The sequence below is a fragment of the Maribacter forsetii DSM 18668 genome (assembly GCF_000744105.1).
Lineage (GTDB): Bacteria > Bacteroidota > Bacteroidia > Flavobacteriales > Flavobacteriaceae > Maribacter > Maribacter forsetii.
Genome location: NZ_JQLH01000001.1, coordinates 3,242,456 through 3,260,575 on the forward strand (window position 1 = coordinate 3,242,456; position 18,120 = coordinate 3,260,575).

General features: G+C 36.0%; 10 protein-coding genes. 8 read left to right on the forward strand and 2 right to left on the reverse strand.

Annotation, left to right across the window (positions count from 1 at the left end; genetic code table 11):
- Positions 1-4: 4 nt before the first annotated feature.
- Positions 5-1,552, reverse strand: coding sequence for a bifunctional ADP-dependent NAD(P)H-hydrate dehydratase/NAD(P)H-hydrate epimerase (locus P177_RS13895; RefSeq protein WP_036155666.1), 1,548 nt, complete (start codon positions 1,550-1,552; stop codon positions 5-7).
- Positions 1,553-1,820: 268 nt separating this feature from the next.
- On the opposite strand from P177_RS13895, the gene thrA reads away from it, so the two are divergent.
- The 8 genes from thrA to P177_RS13935 all read left to right on the forward strand — a co-directional run bounded on the left by thrA (position 1,821) and on the right by P177_RS13935 (position 10,588).
- On the forward strand, positions 1,821-4,262 hold the full coding sequence (gene thrA / locus P177_RS13900) for a bifunctional aspartate kinase/homoserine dehydrogenase I (protein WP_036155668.1): 2,442 nt from the start codon (positions 1,821-1,823) through the stop codon (positions 4,260-4,262).
- A gap of 23 nt (positions 4,263-4,285) precedes the next feature.
- Positions 4,286-5,212, forward strand: a complete 927-nt coding sequence (locus tag P177_RS13905) for a homoserine kinase (RefSeq protein ID WP_036155670.1) — start codon at positions 4,286-4,288, stop codon at positions 5,210-5,212.
- A gap of 41 nt (positions 5,213-5,253) precedes the next feature.
- On the forward strand, positions 5,254-6,549 hold the full coding sequence (gene thrC / locus P177_RS13910) for a threonine synthase (protein WP_036155672.1): 1,296 nt from the start codon (positions 5,254-5,256) through the stop codon (positions 6,547-6,549).
- Between the two features lie 99 nt (positions 6,550-6,648).
- Positions 6,649-7,734: a glycine cleavage system aminomethyltransferase GcvT gene (gene gcvT, locus P177_RS13915; protein WP_036155674.1), complete on the forward strand. Its 1,086-nt coding sequence runs from the start codon at positions 6,649-6,651 to the stop codon at positions 7,732-7,734.
- Positions 7,735-8,649, forward strand: coding sequence for a glutaminase (locus P177_RS13920; protein WP_036155676.1), 915 nt, complete (start codon positions 7,735-7,737; stop codon positions 8,647-8,649).
- Complete coding sequence (locus P177_RS13925) at positions 8,646-9,473, forward strand: sugar nucleotide-binding protein (protein WP_036155678.1); 828 nt, start codon at positions 8,646-8,648, stop codon at positions 9,471-9,473. The genes P177_RS13920 and P177_RS13925 overlap by 4 nt, the downstream gene beginning before the upstream one ends.
- A 17-nt stretch (positions 9,474-9,490) precedes the next feature.
- Entirely contained in the window at positions 9,491-9,781 is a 291-nt protein-coding gene (locus P177_RS13930) for a 4a-hydroxytetrahydrobiopterin dehydratase (RefSeq protein ID WP_036158489.1), read from the forward strand.
- A gap of 96 nt (positions 9,782-9,877) precedes the next feature.
- Complete coding sequence (locus P177_RS13935) at positions 9,878-10,588, forward strand: YebC/PmpR family DNA-binding transcriptional regulator (RefSeq protein WP_036155680.1); 711 nt, start codon at positions 9,878-9,880, stop codon at positions 10,586-10,588.
- 74 nt (positions 10,589-10,662) lie between these two features.
- Here P177_RS13935 and P177_RS19475 read toward each other — a convergent pair whose 3' ends face one another.
- Positions 10,663-18,081: a malectin domain-containing carbohydrate-binding protein gene (locus tag P177_RS19475; protein ID WP_051941854.1), complete on the reverse strand. Its 7,419-nt coding sequence runs from the start codon at positions 18,079-18,081 to the stop codon at positions 10,663-10,665.
- Between the last annotated feature and the right edge of the window lie 39 nt (positions 18,082-18,120).

The window sequence follows — 18,120 nt, forward strand, 5'->3', positions numbered from 1 at the left end:
AGAATCAACTTTGTTGATTTTCTTCCTCCACTACAGGTTGTTCAGGTAGTTTAAATAAATCCAAATATGCACCAGCAATATTATCAATAAGATGAGAAGCTGTTAACGATTGAAAACCTGTAGATTCCACAGCAATATCACCGGCTCTACCATGCAAGTAGACTCCAAATATTGCAGCATCTAAAACAGGATAACCCTGAGCTCTTAAACCTGTAATCACACCAGTTAAGACATCACCACTTCCCGCAGTAGCCATACCGGGGTTTCCGGTTGTATTTACATAACCTTTGTCATTCTGAACTACAATGGTATGTGCACCTTTAATAACTATTATACACTTATATTTTTTTGAAAACTTTTTGACCTTGGTTAATTTTTCAAAGTCGTCTTTCCATTTTCCAATTAATCGTTCTAGCTCTTTTGGATGTGGAGTTAATATAGAATCTTCGGGTAAATCTTTTAACAACTCTTTATTCTGAGAAAGAATATTTAGCGCATCCGCATCTATTACTAATGGTGCCTTATTACCTTTTAAAAAATTAGATAAGGCTTTCACTGTAGGTTCACTTGTTCCTATACCAACACCTACTCCTATAACTGACGGCTCTAAATCAAACTTAATATCCGTAAGTTCATTTTCATCTGTATCTGTTAAGACCATAATTTCAGGCAATGAGGTCTGTATAATGTTATATCCTATTCTAGGAACATAAGACGTTACCAGACCACTACCGGAATACAATGCCGCTTTAGATGAAAGACATATAGAACCTATTTTACCATAACTACCACCAATTAGTAATGAATGTCCGTAAGTACCTTTATGACCATATTTCTCTCTAGGTTTATATAAAGTTAGCACTTCATTTTTACCTATTAATTCATAATCGGTTTCCGTAACTCTTAGATATTCTGGATCTAAACCTATATCCAAAACCTCCCATTGTTCAATATACCTACCTGTTTCCGGTAAAAAGAACACCAATTTTGGAGTTTGAAAACTTAATACATAATTTGACTTTATTATAGATTCAAAATCTTCGGGACCTTTATCTGTAAATAATCCTGACGGAATATCAATAGAAAGAATGAAAGCTTGAGAATTATTTAAATACTGAATTACTTTTGTTACCCAAGCGTCTGGTGTTCTATTTAATCCAATTCCAAAAATTCCGTCTACAATAATATCCTCTCTGCCAATTTCTGGTAACTCATCATCACAATTCATAAAATGAGGCCATACCTTACGATCTTTCAATCTATCTAAATTTATCAGAAAATCTTTTGATCGCTTCTCACTGTAATTTATAACGTATACTTCTACATTATAACCATGGTCCACTAGATGCCTAGCAAGGGCAATACCATCACCCCCATTATTGCCAATTCCACAGAATAAATGTATTTTAACGGGAGCTCCTTGCATGCGTAGATGCATCCAATTGAAGAGTTGTAAAGCAGCACGTTCCATTAACTCATTACTTTCTATCTCCTCTTTTTTAATAGAAATCTGATCTGCTTTATAAATCTGTTTTGCGCTATATAATTTCATTCTTTATTGTATTTATATCTAAAAAATAACTATTCCGTAAAAAATTGTGGAATGATTTGTTTAAGTTATCAAATGTACTACTTTTGATTTTCAACCATTAGTATTTATGGACTGCTATAAAACAGACATAACATTCGATTTCACTTCAGCTACTATTACTTATGGTACAACTACGGCTTGTTTCACCCTTAGGGGTTAAAAACTATATTTCTCCGTACCTGTGTTTAATTACACCATATCTTAAATTACAAAGTCAATATTTCATATCATGAAAGTTCTAAAATTTGGTGGTTCATCTGTAGCCAAACCTGAAAATATAATTAAAATTAAAAATATCATCTCTAAGTACAACGACCCTATAATTCTGGTTGTTTCTGCATTAGGTGGTGTAACGGATCTTTTACTAGAAGCTGGATCCTTAGCTTCTGTCCAAGATGAATCCTATAAAAAGATTCTAAGCACATTAGAAGAAAGACATCTTTCTACCATTAAAGAGCTTATGCCGGTTACAGCACAAAGCAAGGTACTTAGCAAAGTAAAAAGCGAGTTCAATGTATTGGAAACTCTTTTAGAAGGTGCCTTTTTTATCGGAGAAATTACTCCGAAATTATCTGACAAAATAGTTAGCTACGGCGAACTTCTATCTTCGTATATTATTAGCGAATATCTAATAAGCGAAAAACTGGATGCTGAGTTCAAAGATAGTAGAGAGCTTATAATCACGCATAAGCTTAACGGTAAAAATGTGGTCAATTTCGCAAAAACCAATGCTAACTGCATAGATTATTTTAAAGTTTCAAATAAAAAAATAATTGTTTGCCCTGGATTTATAGCTACTTCTGAAGAAGGAATTTCTACTACACTAGGCAGAGGTGGTTCTGACTATACGGCTGCTATTTATGCTGCCGCCATTGATGCGGATGTGCTAGAAATCTGGACAGATGTAAGTGGAATGTACACTGCCAACCCTAAAATGGTGAAACAAGCCAAAGCTATACCACATATTTCTTATGAGGAAGCTATGGAACTTTCTCATTTTGGCGCTAAAGTACTTTACCCACCTACAATACAGCCCGTGTTAGCTAAAGGCATATCCATTGTTATTAAGAACACTTTTAGTCCTGATGAAGCTGGTACATTAATTACAAAATCCAAAAACGAAAAAGGAAAGACCGTTCGTGGAATAAGCCATATTGGCAATATTGCTTTGCTATCCTTAGAAGGACCAGGAATGGTAGGAATACCAGGGATTTCTAAACGTTTTTTTGAAGTACTTTCACAAGCGGATATTAGTGTCGTATTAATTACACAGGCTTCTTCTGAACATTCCATATGTGTAGCCATATCTGCGGACGATGTTGAAAATGCAGTACACATAGTAAATGAAGCCTTTGAATATGAAATTGAAAGAGGTCGCATAAAAGAAGTAATGCCTGAAAAAGATTTAGCCATTGTTGCGCTAGTTGGTGACAACATGAAAAGCCATCAAGGATTGAGCGGTAAAATGTTCAGCACTCTTGGTAAAAACAATGTAAATATTAGAGTCATTGCGCAGGGTGCATCTGAAAGAAACATTTCGTGTATAATAGATGAAAAGGATGTAAAAAAAGCACTAAATGCATTGCACGAAGAGTTTTTTGAAGAAAACATTAAGCAATTAAACCTATTTGTAATGGGTGTTGGTAATGTTGGAGCTAAATTTTTAGAGCAAATTAAAGAGCAACGTAAATTCTTGAAAGAGAATTTAAAATTGAATATTCGCGTAATTGGTATGTCTAATTCTAGAACTATGCTTTTTGATGAAAAAGGCATAGACTTAAGTGATTGGTCTGCAAAACTTGCCGAAGGTGAAAAAGCCGATAAGGTCAAGTTTTTAGAATTAGTAAATAGCTTGAATTATAGAAATAGCATCTTCGTTGATAACACAGCAAGTGAAGAGGTTTCTAAAACATATAGCGAATATTTAGGTAACAGCATATCAGTAGTTACTTGTAATAAAATTGCATGTTCTTCTGCCTACGAGAACTATTCAAATCTTAAATCATTGGCAAGAACTTATAACGCGCCCTTTTTATTCGAAACTAATGTTGGCGCCGGTTTACCAATTATTGATACGCTAAAACATCTGATTGCATCAGGAGATAAAATATTGAAAATTCAAGCTGTGTTATCTGGTAGCTTGAACTTTGTTTTCAATAACTTCAATGACAAAACTACCTTTCATGATGTGGTAAAACAAGCTCAGGAAGAGGGGTATACTGAGCCAGATCCAAAAATTGATTTAAGTGGAGTTGACGTAATGCGTAAAATATTAATTTTAGCTCGTGAGAGTGGAAATCAATTAGAAATCAGCGACATTACCAACAATCCATTCTTACCTGAAGAAAGTTTAAACACAGCTAATAATGATGAGTTCTTTGCTTCTTTAATACAAAACGAAGCTCATTTTCAATCCCTATTTACCAGCGCAAAAAATGCAGATAGCAAATTGAAATATGTTGCTCAGTTTGATAATGGAAAGGCTAGTGTTGGTTTACAGGAAATACCTAGGGGACACGATTTTTACAACCTAGAGGGTAGCGATAATATTGTTTTATTTTACACTGAAAGATACCCAGACCAGCCAATGATCATTAAAGGTGCTGGTGCTGGTGCAGCTGTAACGGCTTCAGGTATATTTGCAGATATCATACGAATTGGTAATTTCTAAATTTCATAAATAATATATTCATTATGAACCAGAATGAAATTAAAGTTTTTTGCCCAGCAACGGTTGCAAATGTTTCATGCGGATTTGATGTTCTAGGGGTTGCCCTAGACTCGGTCGGCGATGACATGATTGTTAGAAAGGTATCTAAAAAAGGTATTTTCATAACCAAACTTACCGGGCAAGATCTACCAAAAGAAACTTTAAATAACGTAGCTGGTGTAGCCGGAAACGCTTTTTTATTGGCTTCTGATTATGATGGCGGATTTGAAATTAAAATAGATAAAAAAATAAAGCCAGGTAGTGGTATTGGGAGTAGTGCCGCTAGTTCTGCAGGTGCCGTATGGGCAATGAACCATTTATTGGGAAACCCATTCAGTAAGACCGAACTGGTAAAATTTGCCATGGAAGGTGAACGTTTGGCCAGTGATGTTGCTCATGCAGATAATGTAGCCCCTGCCCTATTCGGTGGTTTTACACTTGTACGTAGCTATAGTCCGCTAGACGTTATAGACATTCCCGCACCATCAGAATTATATGTAACCATAATTCATCCGCAAATAGAAATAAAAACTTCAGATTCTAGAAAGATCTTAAAAACTACTATTTCTATGGAAACCGGAATTAAACAATGGGGTAATGTAGGTGGCTTGGTTGCAGGGTTATTCAAAGAAGATTACGACTTAATTGGTCGTTCTTTAGAAGACCATATTGTAGAACCCATCCGTTCTATCTTAATTCCCGGTTTTGATGAAGTTAAAAAAGTTTCTTTAGAAGCCGGTGCTTTAGGCTCTGGCATCTCTGGGTCTGGACCATCAATTTTTGCATTTAGCAAAGGAAACGAAACAGCTGTAAAAGTTGGTGATGCAATGAAAACCGTTTACGATAAAATCGGTATTGCTTACGAAATACACGTATCAAAAATCAATATGGAAGGTGTTAAACTATTATAAGTTAGACATCACTACAATCATAACAATTAAAAATATTCAGCTTGAAATTCTATAGTTTAAATAATTCAGCGCCTCAGGTTTCTTTTGATACCGCCGTAATTAATGGTATTGCACCTGATAAAGGTTTGTACTTTCCTGAGAAAATCAGTCCACTACCAAGTTCTTTTTTCGAGAACATAGAGAACTTCTCTAACGAAGAAATTGCATTTAAGGCAATACAACAATTTGTAGAAGGCATAGTACCTGACGATGTATTGAAAGACATTTTAAAAGAAGTATTGGACTTTGATTTTCCGGTAGTTGAAATTACACCGAATATTGCCACACTAGAACTATTCCACGGTCCTACGATGGCATTTAAAGATGTTGGTGCTCGTTTTATGGCGCAATGTTTAGGTTATTTTTCCAGATCTTCAAAAAATGAGGTTACCGTACTTGTAGCAACTTCTGGCGACACTGGCGGTGCAGTTGCAAATGGTTTTTTAGGTGTTGCAGGTGTGAATGTGGTTATTCTTTATCCAAGCGGAAAAGTGAGCGATATTCAGGAAAGACAACTAACTACTTTGGGTAAAAATATTACTGCTTTAGAAGTAAATGGTACTTTTGATAATTGCCAAGCTATGGTTAAGAATGCTTTTTTAGACAAAGAACTTCTGGACAATATGAAGTTGACTTCTGCAAATTCCATTAATGTTGCCCGTTGGTTGCCACAATTATTCTATTTCCTTTTTGCTTACAAGCAAGCGAAATCAAAAGGTAAAGAAATAGTGTTTTCTGTTCCTTCAGGTAACTTTGGTAATATTTGCGCAGGATTAGTAGCTCAACGTCTAGGAATGCCTGTAAAACATTTTGTAGCCTCTACGAATGTTAACGATACCGTACCTCAGTTTATGCTTACAAAAGAGTACACTCCTAAACCATCAACAGCTACAATTTCCAATGCTATGGATGTAGGCGACCCTAGTAATTTTATTAGAATCAGGCATTTGTTTCAGGATAATTTTGAAGCATTAAAAGAGAATCTTTCCTCTTATCCTTTTGATGACAATCAAACAAAAGAAGCCTTAAAGGAAATTTACAATATCAACGGATACATTGCCGATCCTCATGGTGCTGTAGGTTACTTGGGCCTAAAGAAATATCAAGAAACACACCCTGACACTTATGGTATTTTCCTAGAAACTGCACACCCAGTTAAATTTTTGGATATTGTTGAGGAAACCTTAAATGAGAAATTGGAAATCCCAACACAAATTGAAAAAGTAATGGGTAAAACAAAAAAATCAATTAAGATTTCAACCTATGAAGGACTCAAAGATTTTCTATTAAAATCGTAGACCTCAATTAAAGGTTACAATATTTTCCCAAATCAAGGTTTAGCCACATTTGCTTCTATTTATTTTCGATAAATTTGTATCGCTAATAAATAGAACAAGATGAAAAATACTGCGCTTACCACAACACACGAATCACTTGGTGCCAAAATGGTACCATTTGCTGGTTACAACATGCCCGTTTCATACGAAGGTGTAAATGCCGAACATGAAACAGTTCGTAATGCTGTTGGGGTTTTTGATGTATCGCATATGGGCGAGTTTTTAATTTCTGGACCAAATGCATTAGCCTTGATTCAGAAAGTTTCTTCTAACGATGCATCTAAATTGACCATTGGTAGAGCTCAGTATAGTTGCCTACCTAATGAAACTGGTGGTATAGTAGATGACCTAATCATTTATAAAATTAAAGAAGAACAATATTTGCTAGTGGTGAACGCTTCAAATATTGAAAAAGACTGGAATCACATTTCATCTTACAATACAGATTTAAAAGCAGATATCCGAGATATCTCTGAAGGATATTCGCTTTTAGCTATTCAAGGTCCTAAGGCTGTTGAAGCAATGCAATCTTTGACTTCTGTTAATTTAGCCGATATAAAATTTTATCATTTTGAAGTTGCCGATTTTGCAGGTATAGACAATGTGATTATTTCTGCAACTGGATATACTGGATCTGGAGGATTTGAAATTTACTGTAAAAATGAAGAGGTTAAACAAATATGGGACAAGGTTTTTGAAGCCGGAGCGGATTTTGGAATTAAACCAATAGGACTAGCGGCTAGAGACACACTTCGTCTAGAAATGGGATACTGCCTTTACGGGAATGATATTGATGATAATACATCTCCCTTTGAAGCTGGATTAGGATGGGTAACCAAATTCACCAAAGAGTTTGTAAACTCTGAGGCTTTGGCAAAAGAAAAGCAACACGGTCCAGAACGCAAATTAGTAGCTTTTGAATTAGATGAACGTGGCATACCAAGACATGGTTATGATATAGTTGATGGTAGTGGAAAAACTATTGGCATAGTAACATCTGGTACGATGTCGCCTTCTATGGGAACCGGAATCGGACTAGGGTATGTTCCACCGATATTTACGGAAGTAGGTAGCAAAATCAATATTCAAATAAGAAAGAAAGCTGTATCTGCAACTATAGTTAAATTACCATTTTACAAAAAGTAAATGATAGATTTTCAACGTATTCTTACCGCTATAAATGAAGCTGCATCCAATGAGAAGGAAAGGGGAGAAATTGCTAATTACATTCCAGAATTAGCAAAAGTAGATGTAAACAATTTTGGTATACACCTCATAGACAATCTGCAGAACGACTTTTCTGCAGGAAATTCAAACGAACTGTTTTCAATTCAAAGTATTTCTAAAGTTCTAACATTGTCTATGGCATTAAGCCTTATTGGAGAAGACGTTTGGAAACGTGTTGATGTTGAACCATCTGGTGATCCATTTAACCATCTATCGTTATTAGAATTAGAAAACGGAATTCCAAGAAATCCGTTAATAAACCCTGGCGCTATAGTTATTGCGGATATTTTGGTTTCACAATTAAAGAATCCGAAAGAAGATTTTCTAAACTACGTTAGAAATATTGCAGGTGATAACACAATAGATTATGATGAAACCGTAGCACTTTCCGAAAAGAAAACAGGATTTCGAAATTTTGCAGCTGCCAACTTATTAAAATCTTATGGCAATTTAAATAATGAGGTAGATGTTGTACTAGACTTCTATTTTCATCAATGTTCACTTGCCATGAATTGTGCACAGCTAACACATATATTCTACGTTTTCATGAATCATGGTAAATGTAGAAGAAACAAGACATATTTAACATTATCTCAAGTAAAACGAATTAATGCTATAATGCTAACGTGCGGATTCTACGATGAAGCAGGCGAATTTGCTTTTGAAGTTGGCTTACCCGGCAAGAGTGGTGTTGGTGGCGGTATTGTAGCATTACTACCAAATAAATTCTGTGTAGCTACATGGTCTCCCGGTCTCAATCCTAAAGGAAATTCCAAATTAGGAATGCTAGCCCTTGAAAAATTAACCACAGAAACTGAACTTTCTATTTTTTGAAATTAGACTCTAAAAAAATACTGATTCTTGGCGGAAGCGGATTCATAGGTAATGCAATTTACAAAGAGCTTTGTAATTATTTTGACACCTATGGCACCTATTGTCATGCCGCAAATTCTTTTTCATCTAACAAACAATTTATACATTATAATTTAGAGGAAGATGATATTGTTGAAGTATTAGAAGAACTGAAACCACAGGTTATAGTTTCCGCATTAAGAGGTAATTTTGCAGCCCTTGTTATTGCACACAGTCATTTAGCCGAGTATGTTTTAAAAGAAGACTGTAAAATTTACTTTATATCCTCTGCCAATGTTTTTGATGCCTATAGTAAATATCCATCCTATGAAATGGACAAGACTTTATCTGAAAGTGTGTATGGCAGACTGAAAATTAAGATTGAAAATATGCTGCTTAGGTTACCAAAAGATAAAATGGCTATTTTAAGAGTTCCTATGGTTTTTGGCAACAGTTCTCCAAGAGTAAAGGATATGAAAAAAGCGATTATAGCCAACGAACCTGTAGAGGTCTTTCCTAATTTGATATTAAATGTCACTAATGATGATAAACTAACCCAGCAAATTCATTATCTTATAAATAGAAACAAAACCGGTATTTATCATTTAGGAAGTAATGACTTAACACATCACGAAGATTTTATAAAGGAAGTATTAGAACGTGTTGGCAATTTCAACCCAATAATCAAAAGGGTATATACTACCAATGAAGATAGATATTTGGCAGTTTTACCAAAGACCAATACATTACCTAAAAATTTACAGTTTACTTTTCAAGATATTATTGACCATCATGTTTTAAATTAGCAGCAATTATGAAAGAAATGGAAAAATTTACTGACCAGCAAATAGCGGATTATTTGGGTCAATTGGACGGATGGGAATATGTGGATGGCGCCATAGAAACCACATTTGAATTTAAAAATTTCAAAGAAGCCTTTTCTGTAATGACAAGAATTGCATTTGAGTGCGAAGCTCAAGATCACCACCCAGATTGGAGCAATGTGTACAACACCTTGAATATTCGTTTAAATACTCATGATGCCAATGGTGTTACCGAAAAAGATTTTGTTCTAGCTAGAACTATAGAAGATATTATAGAAAGTGAATTTTAATAATCAATACTAATAGTTAAAAATGGTATTCATGAAATTTATTTAATGATTTCTGAACATTGACCGTTTTTGTACATTTGTTTAAAATAATTTACCATGGGAAGAGCTTTTGAGTTTAGAAAAGCACGTAAAATGAAAAGATGGTCAGCAATGTCCAAAGCCTTTACTCGTATTGGCAAAGATATTGTGATGGCCGTAAAAGAAGGAGGACCGGATCCTGATTCAAATTCGCGATTAAGAGCGGTTATACAAAATGCCAAGTCGGTCAACATGCCGAAAGACAATGTGGAACGCGCTATAAAAAGAGGGAGTGATAAAAGTCTTGGTGATTACAAAGAAGTTCTTTTTGAAGGATATGCTCCTCATGGTATAGCTGTTCTAGTAGAAACCGCTACTGACAATAATACAAGAACGGTTGCTAACGTTAGAAGTTACTTCAATAAATGCAACGGTAATTTAGGTACTTCAGGTTCCGTTGAATTCATGTTCGATCATACTTGTAACTTCCGTATTCCAGCTGAAGGTTTAGACCCTGAAGAAATAGAATTAGAATTAATTGATTTTGGCGCTGAAGAAGTTTTCGTAGACGATGACGGAATATTAATATACGGACCTTTTGAAAGTTTTGGTGCTCTTCAAAAAGAATTGGAGAACCGTGAAATTGAAATTTTATCATCAGGCTTTGAACGTATACCACAAGTGACAAAGGCACTTAACGAAGAAGAAACTGCTGATGTTGAAAAGCTTCTAGAAAAACTAGAAGAAGATGATGATGTACAGAACGTATATCACTCTATGCAGGAATAAGCTTTATCAAGTTATATGAAAAAAGGAGACCTAGTTGGTCTCCTTTTTTTTATAAAGAAATAATTTATTTCATATTAAGGAACATAAACATCTCCCTGCTGATTAAAATTAGAAACCAATAATGAAAAATCTAATGCAGAAACTGACTTATCCCCATTTATATCAGCAGCTTCGTTATAACCTGTAGACCCTTCAGAGATATTAAAACTGGCAACTAACAAGGAAAAATCTAGTGCAGTTACTTGATTATCATTATTAGTGTCCCCACCTAACAGTTGTCCTAAATCGAATGAATTAACACCATTAACTATGTCAACATTCAATAATACTATCTGCAAATGTTTATTTGCTTTTACTACTAAATTATATGTACCTATTTCAAGACCCGAAAAAGATAAAAGACCCTCACTAACAGTAGTATTTATTTCAGTAGTTAACACTGGTGTTTCTACTCCACTTGTATAAACTTCTACGGTAAAATCAATATTACTAGAAATAGAATTATTCCAAGACTGTAACGTATATGACAAATTTACATCAGAGTTAACAGCTTCTGGGTCATATTCTAATACAATTATATTCGAAGCAATACTATTACCGTTTGGAGAGGTGGTGATAGCTATAAAATGATTCAATCCTCCATCAGGTGCATTACCCGTACCTAACGTTTTTGTTAATATAACAGGGACAGAACCTATACCCGATGCATCTAGTGTTATGGAATACAATTCCTTCGCCATTGCAGAATTAGCTTCAAATGGATCTACATCGTAACCTACCGTAGGGTTCCCTGGGTCAATAAATAAATGTGAATCAACTCTCAACAATTCAACTGTTGCATTTGGTTCTCCGATAATATTAATAGTTTGGTTTGAATTATTAGTTAATGATGGAGCGGATAGACCAGCAGCTGTAATAATTGGTGCTGTTAAGTCTGTTTCAGTTATTATAGCATCTGAACCTCCTAGTGAACCTTGATCCCACAATGCAGATGTGTAAGATTGACCATTGGCAAAATATACTGTGACCTTTGCGCCAATTAATTCAAACCCTGAAATCGACCCTGAATCACCTGCGCTTAAGTCACCTTTGATACTAGTTGGATCCATATCAGCTCCAAAATAAAATGTTTCTCCAGAGTTAAAATCAGTAAAATCAACAGCAACACCATCAAATCCTTCTGAATTATCAACCCCATTATGAGGGTTGAAGAAAGGGTCGAGACATGGGTCAATAACTGATTGACCCACGGCAACAGCACCACTTCCTAAGTTTCCTGGTGTAAGGCACTTAGCTGTTGAATCACCGGCAGTTCCTACTGGATCAAAAACAACATCGAACATAAAAGCTGATGTCGTCTCAATTTCCAACCTTGTAATATCGACTGTACCAGTATTCTCTATTATAAAAGAATTATTACCATATGTACTTGCCTCTATACCCAATCCCGGAGTTACTTGAACTAACGCGGAACCAACACCGGATTGCCCTTGGGATACTATCCAATCGAAATTTATTACAGACGAGGCTGCTGGAGAACAGTTATCTGATACAGAAACTTGTACAGCATAAGGGCTACTTTCTGAAGCACCGGCAGAACCTCCTTCAACTTGCAGAGATTCTGCGCCGTTTAAAGTTGATGTAGGTACACCGGTTCCTTGTAAATCAATATTAGTCAAACCGAACCGATCAACTTTATGCCCTGCAGATCTTTCTGATATTTGAACGGAGAAAGTCCCTGAATTTGGAAAATAGGCGTAAATGGGAAAACCATTATTATCAATGGTTTTAGCATCCCATTTATTTCCTCCACCTCCACTTCTATAGACCTTAAAAAAGCCTTTACTACCGGGATTTTCATTACCATGATTCGGTCTGCCTTGAGCATTCCCAGCTGGGTAATAAAGTGTTTTTGACCCACTACCACTTAAAAGATTTTCCAACTCTGAAGTACTACTTAAAGCACCACCCTGTACACTAAAGAAATGAACATCGGCGGTATTATCTACCTTGAACCATGTATCGTTTTCTTCAGTAGCATTTGTACCCGTAAATTCAGATTTCATATGTAACCTGTAAACACCTGGTGTACTTATTTGAACGTTATAAGTTAGCACTTGTCCTCCTGTTGCATTACCATAATTATTTTGACTGGCTACTAAGTATGACGGCGAACCAGGTTCTAAATTCCATCCACTAGGAGACTCAACAAAATCAGTTTCCGCTTCAATTATTACCAAACCATTTTCTTCGATAAAAGCACCATCAACACCAGAACCACCTGTACCTTCCTCAAGTACACCACTTATAAGTCCTGTTGATGAATTCATCGTCAACCCAGTAGGTAAATTAGATGCCGTATAAATAAACTCCCCACAATTATCATCATCAAGTGCCACAATTTGAACATTAACCTCTTCACCTTCAATATTATTTTTGGTAGCTATTGCCGTAATTTTGGGTGCTAGATTTCCTGAAAAATTTAATGCTTTGATTTGAATTCCTTTTAAAGCGGGGTTTTCAACACCATGAATAAATTCAAGATCAATAACTCCATCAGAAACTGTTGTAAATGAACGTACAAAAGCTCCTTTTGGTCCTGCTATAGCATAAGGATCAATTGCCGTGAAAATTGACGGAACTTCTCCATCTACAGATATATCAAACACTCTTTGGTCAATTCCTGAAATGCCATTATATAATTCAGCAAACAATAATACTATTTCGACTTGAGTACCAGTCTCCACAGGAAACTGCCATAACATTTCTGGTGCAGCTACAGCATCATATCTTTCTGAGTTAAATATAATTGGATCGATTTCTGGATATGCATCCAATGATGGATCAGTTGTAATTATTGATCCGGGATGGGCTGCACCAGAAGAACCTAAAAATATACTATTACCTACAGTACTAGCTGATAAATAAGGAGAATTGCCTTCTAATCCAAAATTACTCTGATCAGCACCCCAATCTAACTCTGAGCCGTCTGCAGCTACCGTTAGAGGACCTCCAACGTTAACTCTGTAAAGAACTTGCTCTACCCCACCACCTGCACCTGGTGTTACCGTCCATGTAAACGTAATTATTTGGGCATCTTCTGTATTTGAATCGCTATCATCAACTGTTATGGTTACCGGGTAGATACCGTTTGAATTTGGTCCGCCAAAAGCAGCTCCGTTTAAAATTGTTCCAAAAATATCACCATTTGTCGGTTCCAAATCCAAACCATTTGGTAATCCTATAGCAGTATATATTAGGTTACCGTTTCCGCCGGTTGCAGCAACATCTATCAAAGCCTCTGTTCCTTCTTGATTACTTTGATTAGAAATAGGGTTAGCTATGATCGCTATATCTTCTACTTCAATATCACTTGACAATACCTCTATTGTAGAAAGCTTGGCATTATTTGTAGATGCGGTCATTACAATACTTAAAAACCCATCAGTTACATTGATATTACTAAATTGTTTTGTCACAGCAGTAGCTGTTCCAACGTCTGCAAAAATATCATAAGCGGATATTTCTGTTTGTCCTTCAATCTCTATATCAAAAACTCTAGCACCGACACCTCCATTTCCTCCTGTAAAAAACAATTCTGCCATGGAAAGATTAACATTATAAGTACCAACTTGCGTTACAGGAATTTCATAATTTAACACTGTTGCATATCGTTCGGTTTGGTACAGAACATCATCAACAGTGTTTTCAATAGCTTTTGCATTCGCATAGAGTTCTCCTCCTACAAAAAATTCATCTGCTGACCACTCATTACCTTCATTATCCGTGAATGCAGGTCCACCCGCATTAATTCTTATGATTTCAGCAGGTACTGCTGCTTCGTCAAATTCTACTAGAATATAGTTAGATAAATTACTAGTAGCACCATCATCATCAACAACTACAGCTGCAAAAATGGCAAATCCTGCTTCTTCATCCGAATCACTAAGTGTAACTGGAAAAGTAACTTGACTAGAGTTATCGGCAATACCGTCAAACTCCTGAATATTAATAATACTATTAATTTCCCATGGGTCTATATTATATCCAACATCTGCATATGGTCCTGTTAAACCATCTATAAACAGACCTGCTTCTAATTGTAAAAGAGAAACATTTGCATCAACAGGTGCAGTCACAATAATAGTTTGATTTGAATTTGACACTACGCTTTGTGATTCAACCCCTAGCATTTCAATTACAGGAGCATTAGGCAAGGCGTTTCTAACCACATTTACAGATTGACTATCAGAATCTGGTTGGGTTCTATATAACTCAATAGTCCAGACCTCTCCCGTATCAAATGATACAGTCACCATTGAACCCGCCAATTCCAATCCAGAAACACTTCCTGAGTCATTTGGACCTGGAGAACTACCTCCTTTAATACTAATTGGATCTACATCTAAACCAAACGCTATTTCTTCTGTTGGTTCAAAATCATTGAAATCAATAGACAATTCATAAAACCCACCTTCATATGGATTTGCAAAGGTATGGGTAGTTTTACCTGTAGTTACATCTCCACCGGCATTAGCAGTAAAATCTTTAGAGGTACCATCGCCAGCATTTCCATTAGGGTCAAAAACAACTTCCGGCAACAAAGCTGTTGCCAAATTAAATGTCACATTAGTTATATTGGCACCAATTGCATTATTCTTTATATAAAAAGAAGAATTTCCGTAAGTACTGCCGTCAATTCCATTTGTGTTAATTTCTACTAAAGCGGATGTTTCAGATAAATTTTGTTCTACCAAAAAATAATCCCAACTAGCGGAAAATTCTGGTGAAGCATTGGCAGAGGTCGCAATTGGACCTGCTGCGAGTGCACTTGGCACACCATTGATTGTGTATGAACCTTGAACCGCTGCTAATAAATCACCACTAACAGTAACAGGATTTCCTATTTCTGTACGGTCGCCACTGTCAATCGTATAACTAGCCTGTACCGAACCTGTACCAGGATCTACACTTAAATATAATTTAATAGCAGTTGCGGCTAAAATACCAGGAACATTAATAACTTGGTCATCTGAACTAACGCCATTTTCTTCATATAATATTTGTAATGCGGGTGTACCTCCATTGTTTCTTAGCGTTAACTTTAAATAATTGTCTTGATTACCTGAACCAATAAATATGCCATGAGCAGCATAGTTAACGGGGGGTATATCATTGAAAAATGGACCATTAATTTGTCCTAACACAGAAAATGAACCTGTAGCAATGGATGAATTTATAGGAAACTGAAATGCATTCTTTTGAGAATTCGTAGCCTGATATGCATCACCATCTGAAACTGAAGGATCTGTGTATACACCAGCAGTTCCTCCAAAAACCAATTCATCTCCTACGTCATCAATCAAATTGAGATAATCATCGGTTCCATTAGTCATTATTCCTGTATAACCAATAGTTCCAAAACCGTAACCTGTTGAATTAAACAAATCTAATCTAAAAGGGATATTACCTATACCACTTTTACCATTTTCGGCATCAAAGCAAAACGCATCGTTTACATCCAGAATACCATCATTATCATCGTCAGTATCATTAAAATCTGACCGCTTAAAACCATTGTACTCTACTACATCATCAAAATCATTTGGTTGGCTAGCTCCAGAACAAGGGTTGCTCCCACTTGCTATTTCATCAGCATTAGTATAACCATCTCCATCGTCGTCAATAGTATCATCATTCAAACCGTCACAAGTTCCAGGATCGATGCCATTATAATCTGTTGGTTCGAATATTGTTATATTATCCTCTCCATAGGTTACCGCCCAAACCGTACCTGCAAAGGTATCGTTATCACCTTGAGCAATTACATCTAATGGATTGGACCCAAAACCGGAAGCAAAAGTTGCACTTCCATTACTACAATCACCCACAGTTGATGTACCATTTTGAGAGACATCTGGACAATTGGTCGCGACCTTTCCATCCTCACTTAAAACAACTTTATAAATGTTACCATTATATGCTGCCAATAATAAATTGCCTTTCAAAGCGTTGTCAAAATTACTTGCCGTATATTCTGTTAAACCGTTCGTTGAAGGTCCATAATTGGAAAGTGTATTATCATCTTGCCCAGAATTTCTAAAATCTCCTTCGGCGGGATTTGCCATTGAAGCCGGTACTGGTGGCCAATCTACAGGTAAAGAACTGTTTGCGAAATTAGGGTCATCTGGACTTAAAATTTCGTTTCGAAATGTTCCGTTCACATAAAGTCCAGCTCCGACCGGATTAGCTCTAATAGGTGCAGGATGTCCTCCGTAATATATTTCATTTGGAGCCGCATAATTAAAATCACCTGGTACCAAAGGTCTAATATAATGCAAACCATTTTTATTATTCACTTTATCATCACCACCAGGTCCACTACCATTTGACCCAGGTTCGCCAGATAAAAAATTATTCGTAACTGTAGCAGTGCCCCCGACTGGTATTTCTGAAGTATAATCGGCCTCACCTTCTGGATGACCGCCCCAGCCACCATTCGCCCCATTATCAACACCATACATTTTACCTGACTCCGTCAAAATAATGTCATACAAATTTCTAAATCCAGTAGCATGCAACTGAACAGGTCCAGCCAAATCTATTTTGGCTTGATTTAAACCATCATTACCACCAAAAGGATCTCCAGGGTCTATACCATCATATCCTGGAGCATTAATATCATCAATACCATTTACATTGGGTCTAGTTGGGTCATCTAAAGTTGGTAAATCATATTTGTATTTTGATTGATCTGACCACGTTTTAACAGGCATACTTTCAAGCATACTTAAGTTTACCTTTATTATCGCTGCTGAATATACATACTCCGTAGTTAAGGCAAAATTGTTTGAAGGAGCTCCGGCATTAGTATGTCCGCCCACGGCTAGATATAATGTATTTGTAGTTTCGTCAATTTGAATACCATTTGTTGCATGGTTTTCTTCTGATCTTGGCAACCCTCTTACTAAATCCACTTTTTCCCATTCAGTACATATATTGTCTACAACACCTCCTATACATGTTAAACAAGATAACATACCAGAATTAGTATCTAACCCGCTATCGTTACCTCCACCTCCAGCACCTATTCTTGGATCACTAGAACTAACATATAATTTTGGATTATATGCCGTACCTGTTACATATATACCAGTTACCTGTCTATTTCCCTGACCGTCTGCAAGTCCTGTAATATCGCTATGGTTTTGAATGTTCTGCACCAAATTAATAGTTTCCGTAGCTACTACATCATAATCATTTGCACCGTTTCTATTAATTGTATATGAATAGATTGTACCATTTTGTTGCGAAACATATAATCTATCATCCGGTCCAAATTGAAGTGAAGTTGGGTTATTGGAAGATTCCCCAGATAGACCACTAGCACCAAAATCTTGAGAATGAATAAGCAATGGTAATGTAATTCCTAAGCATATCAAGATAAATTTGATTTGCTTAGGAATTGAGTGGTTTGGTTTGATATTTTTCATAATCTAAATCTTTATTATAGTATTATAATTGTGGGTATA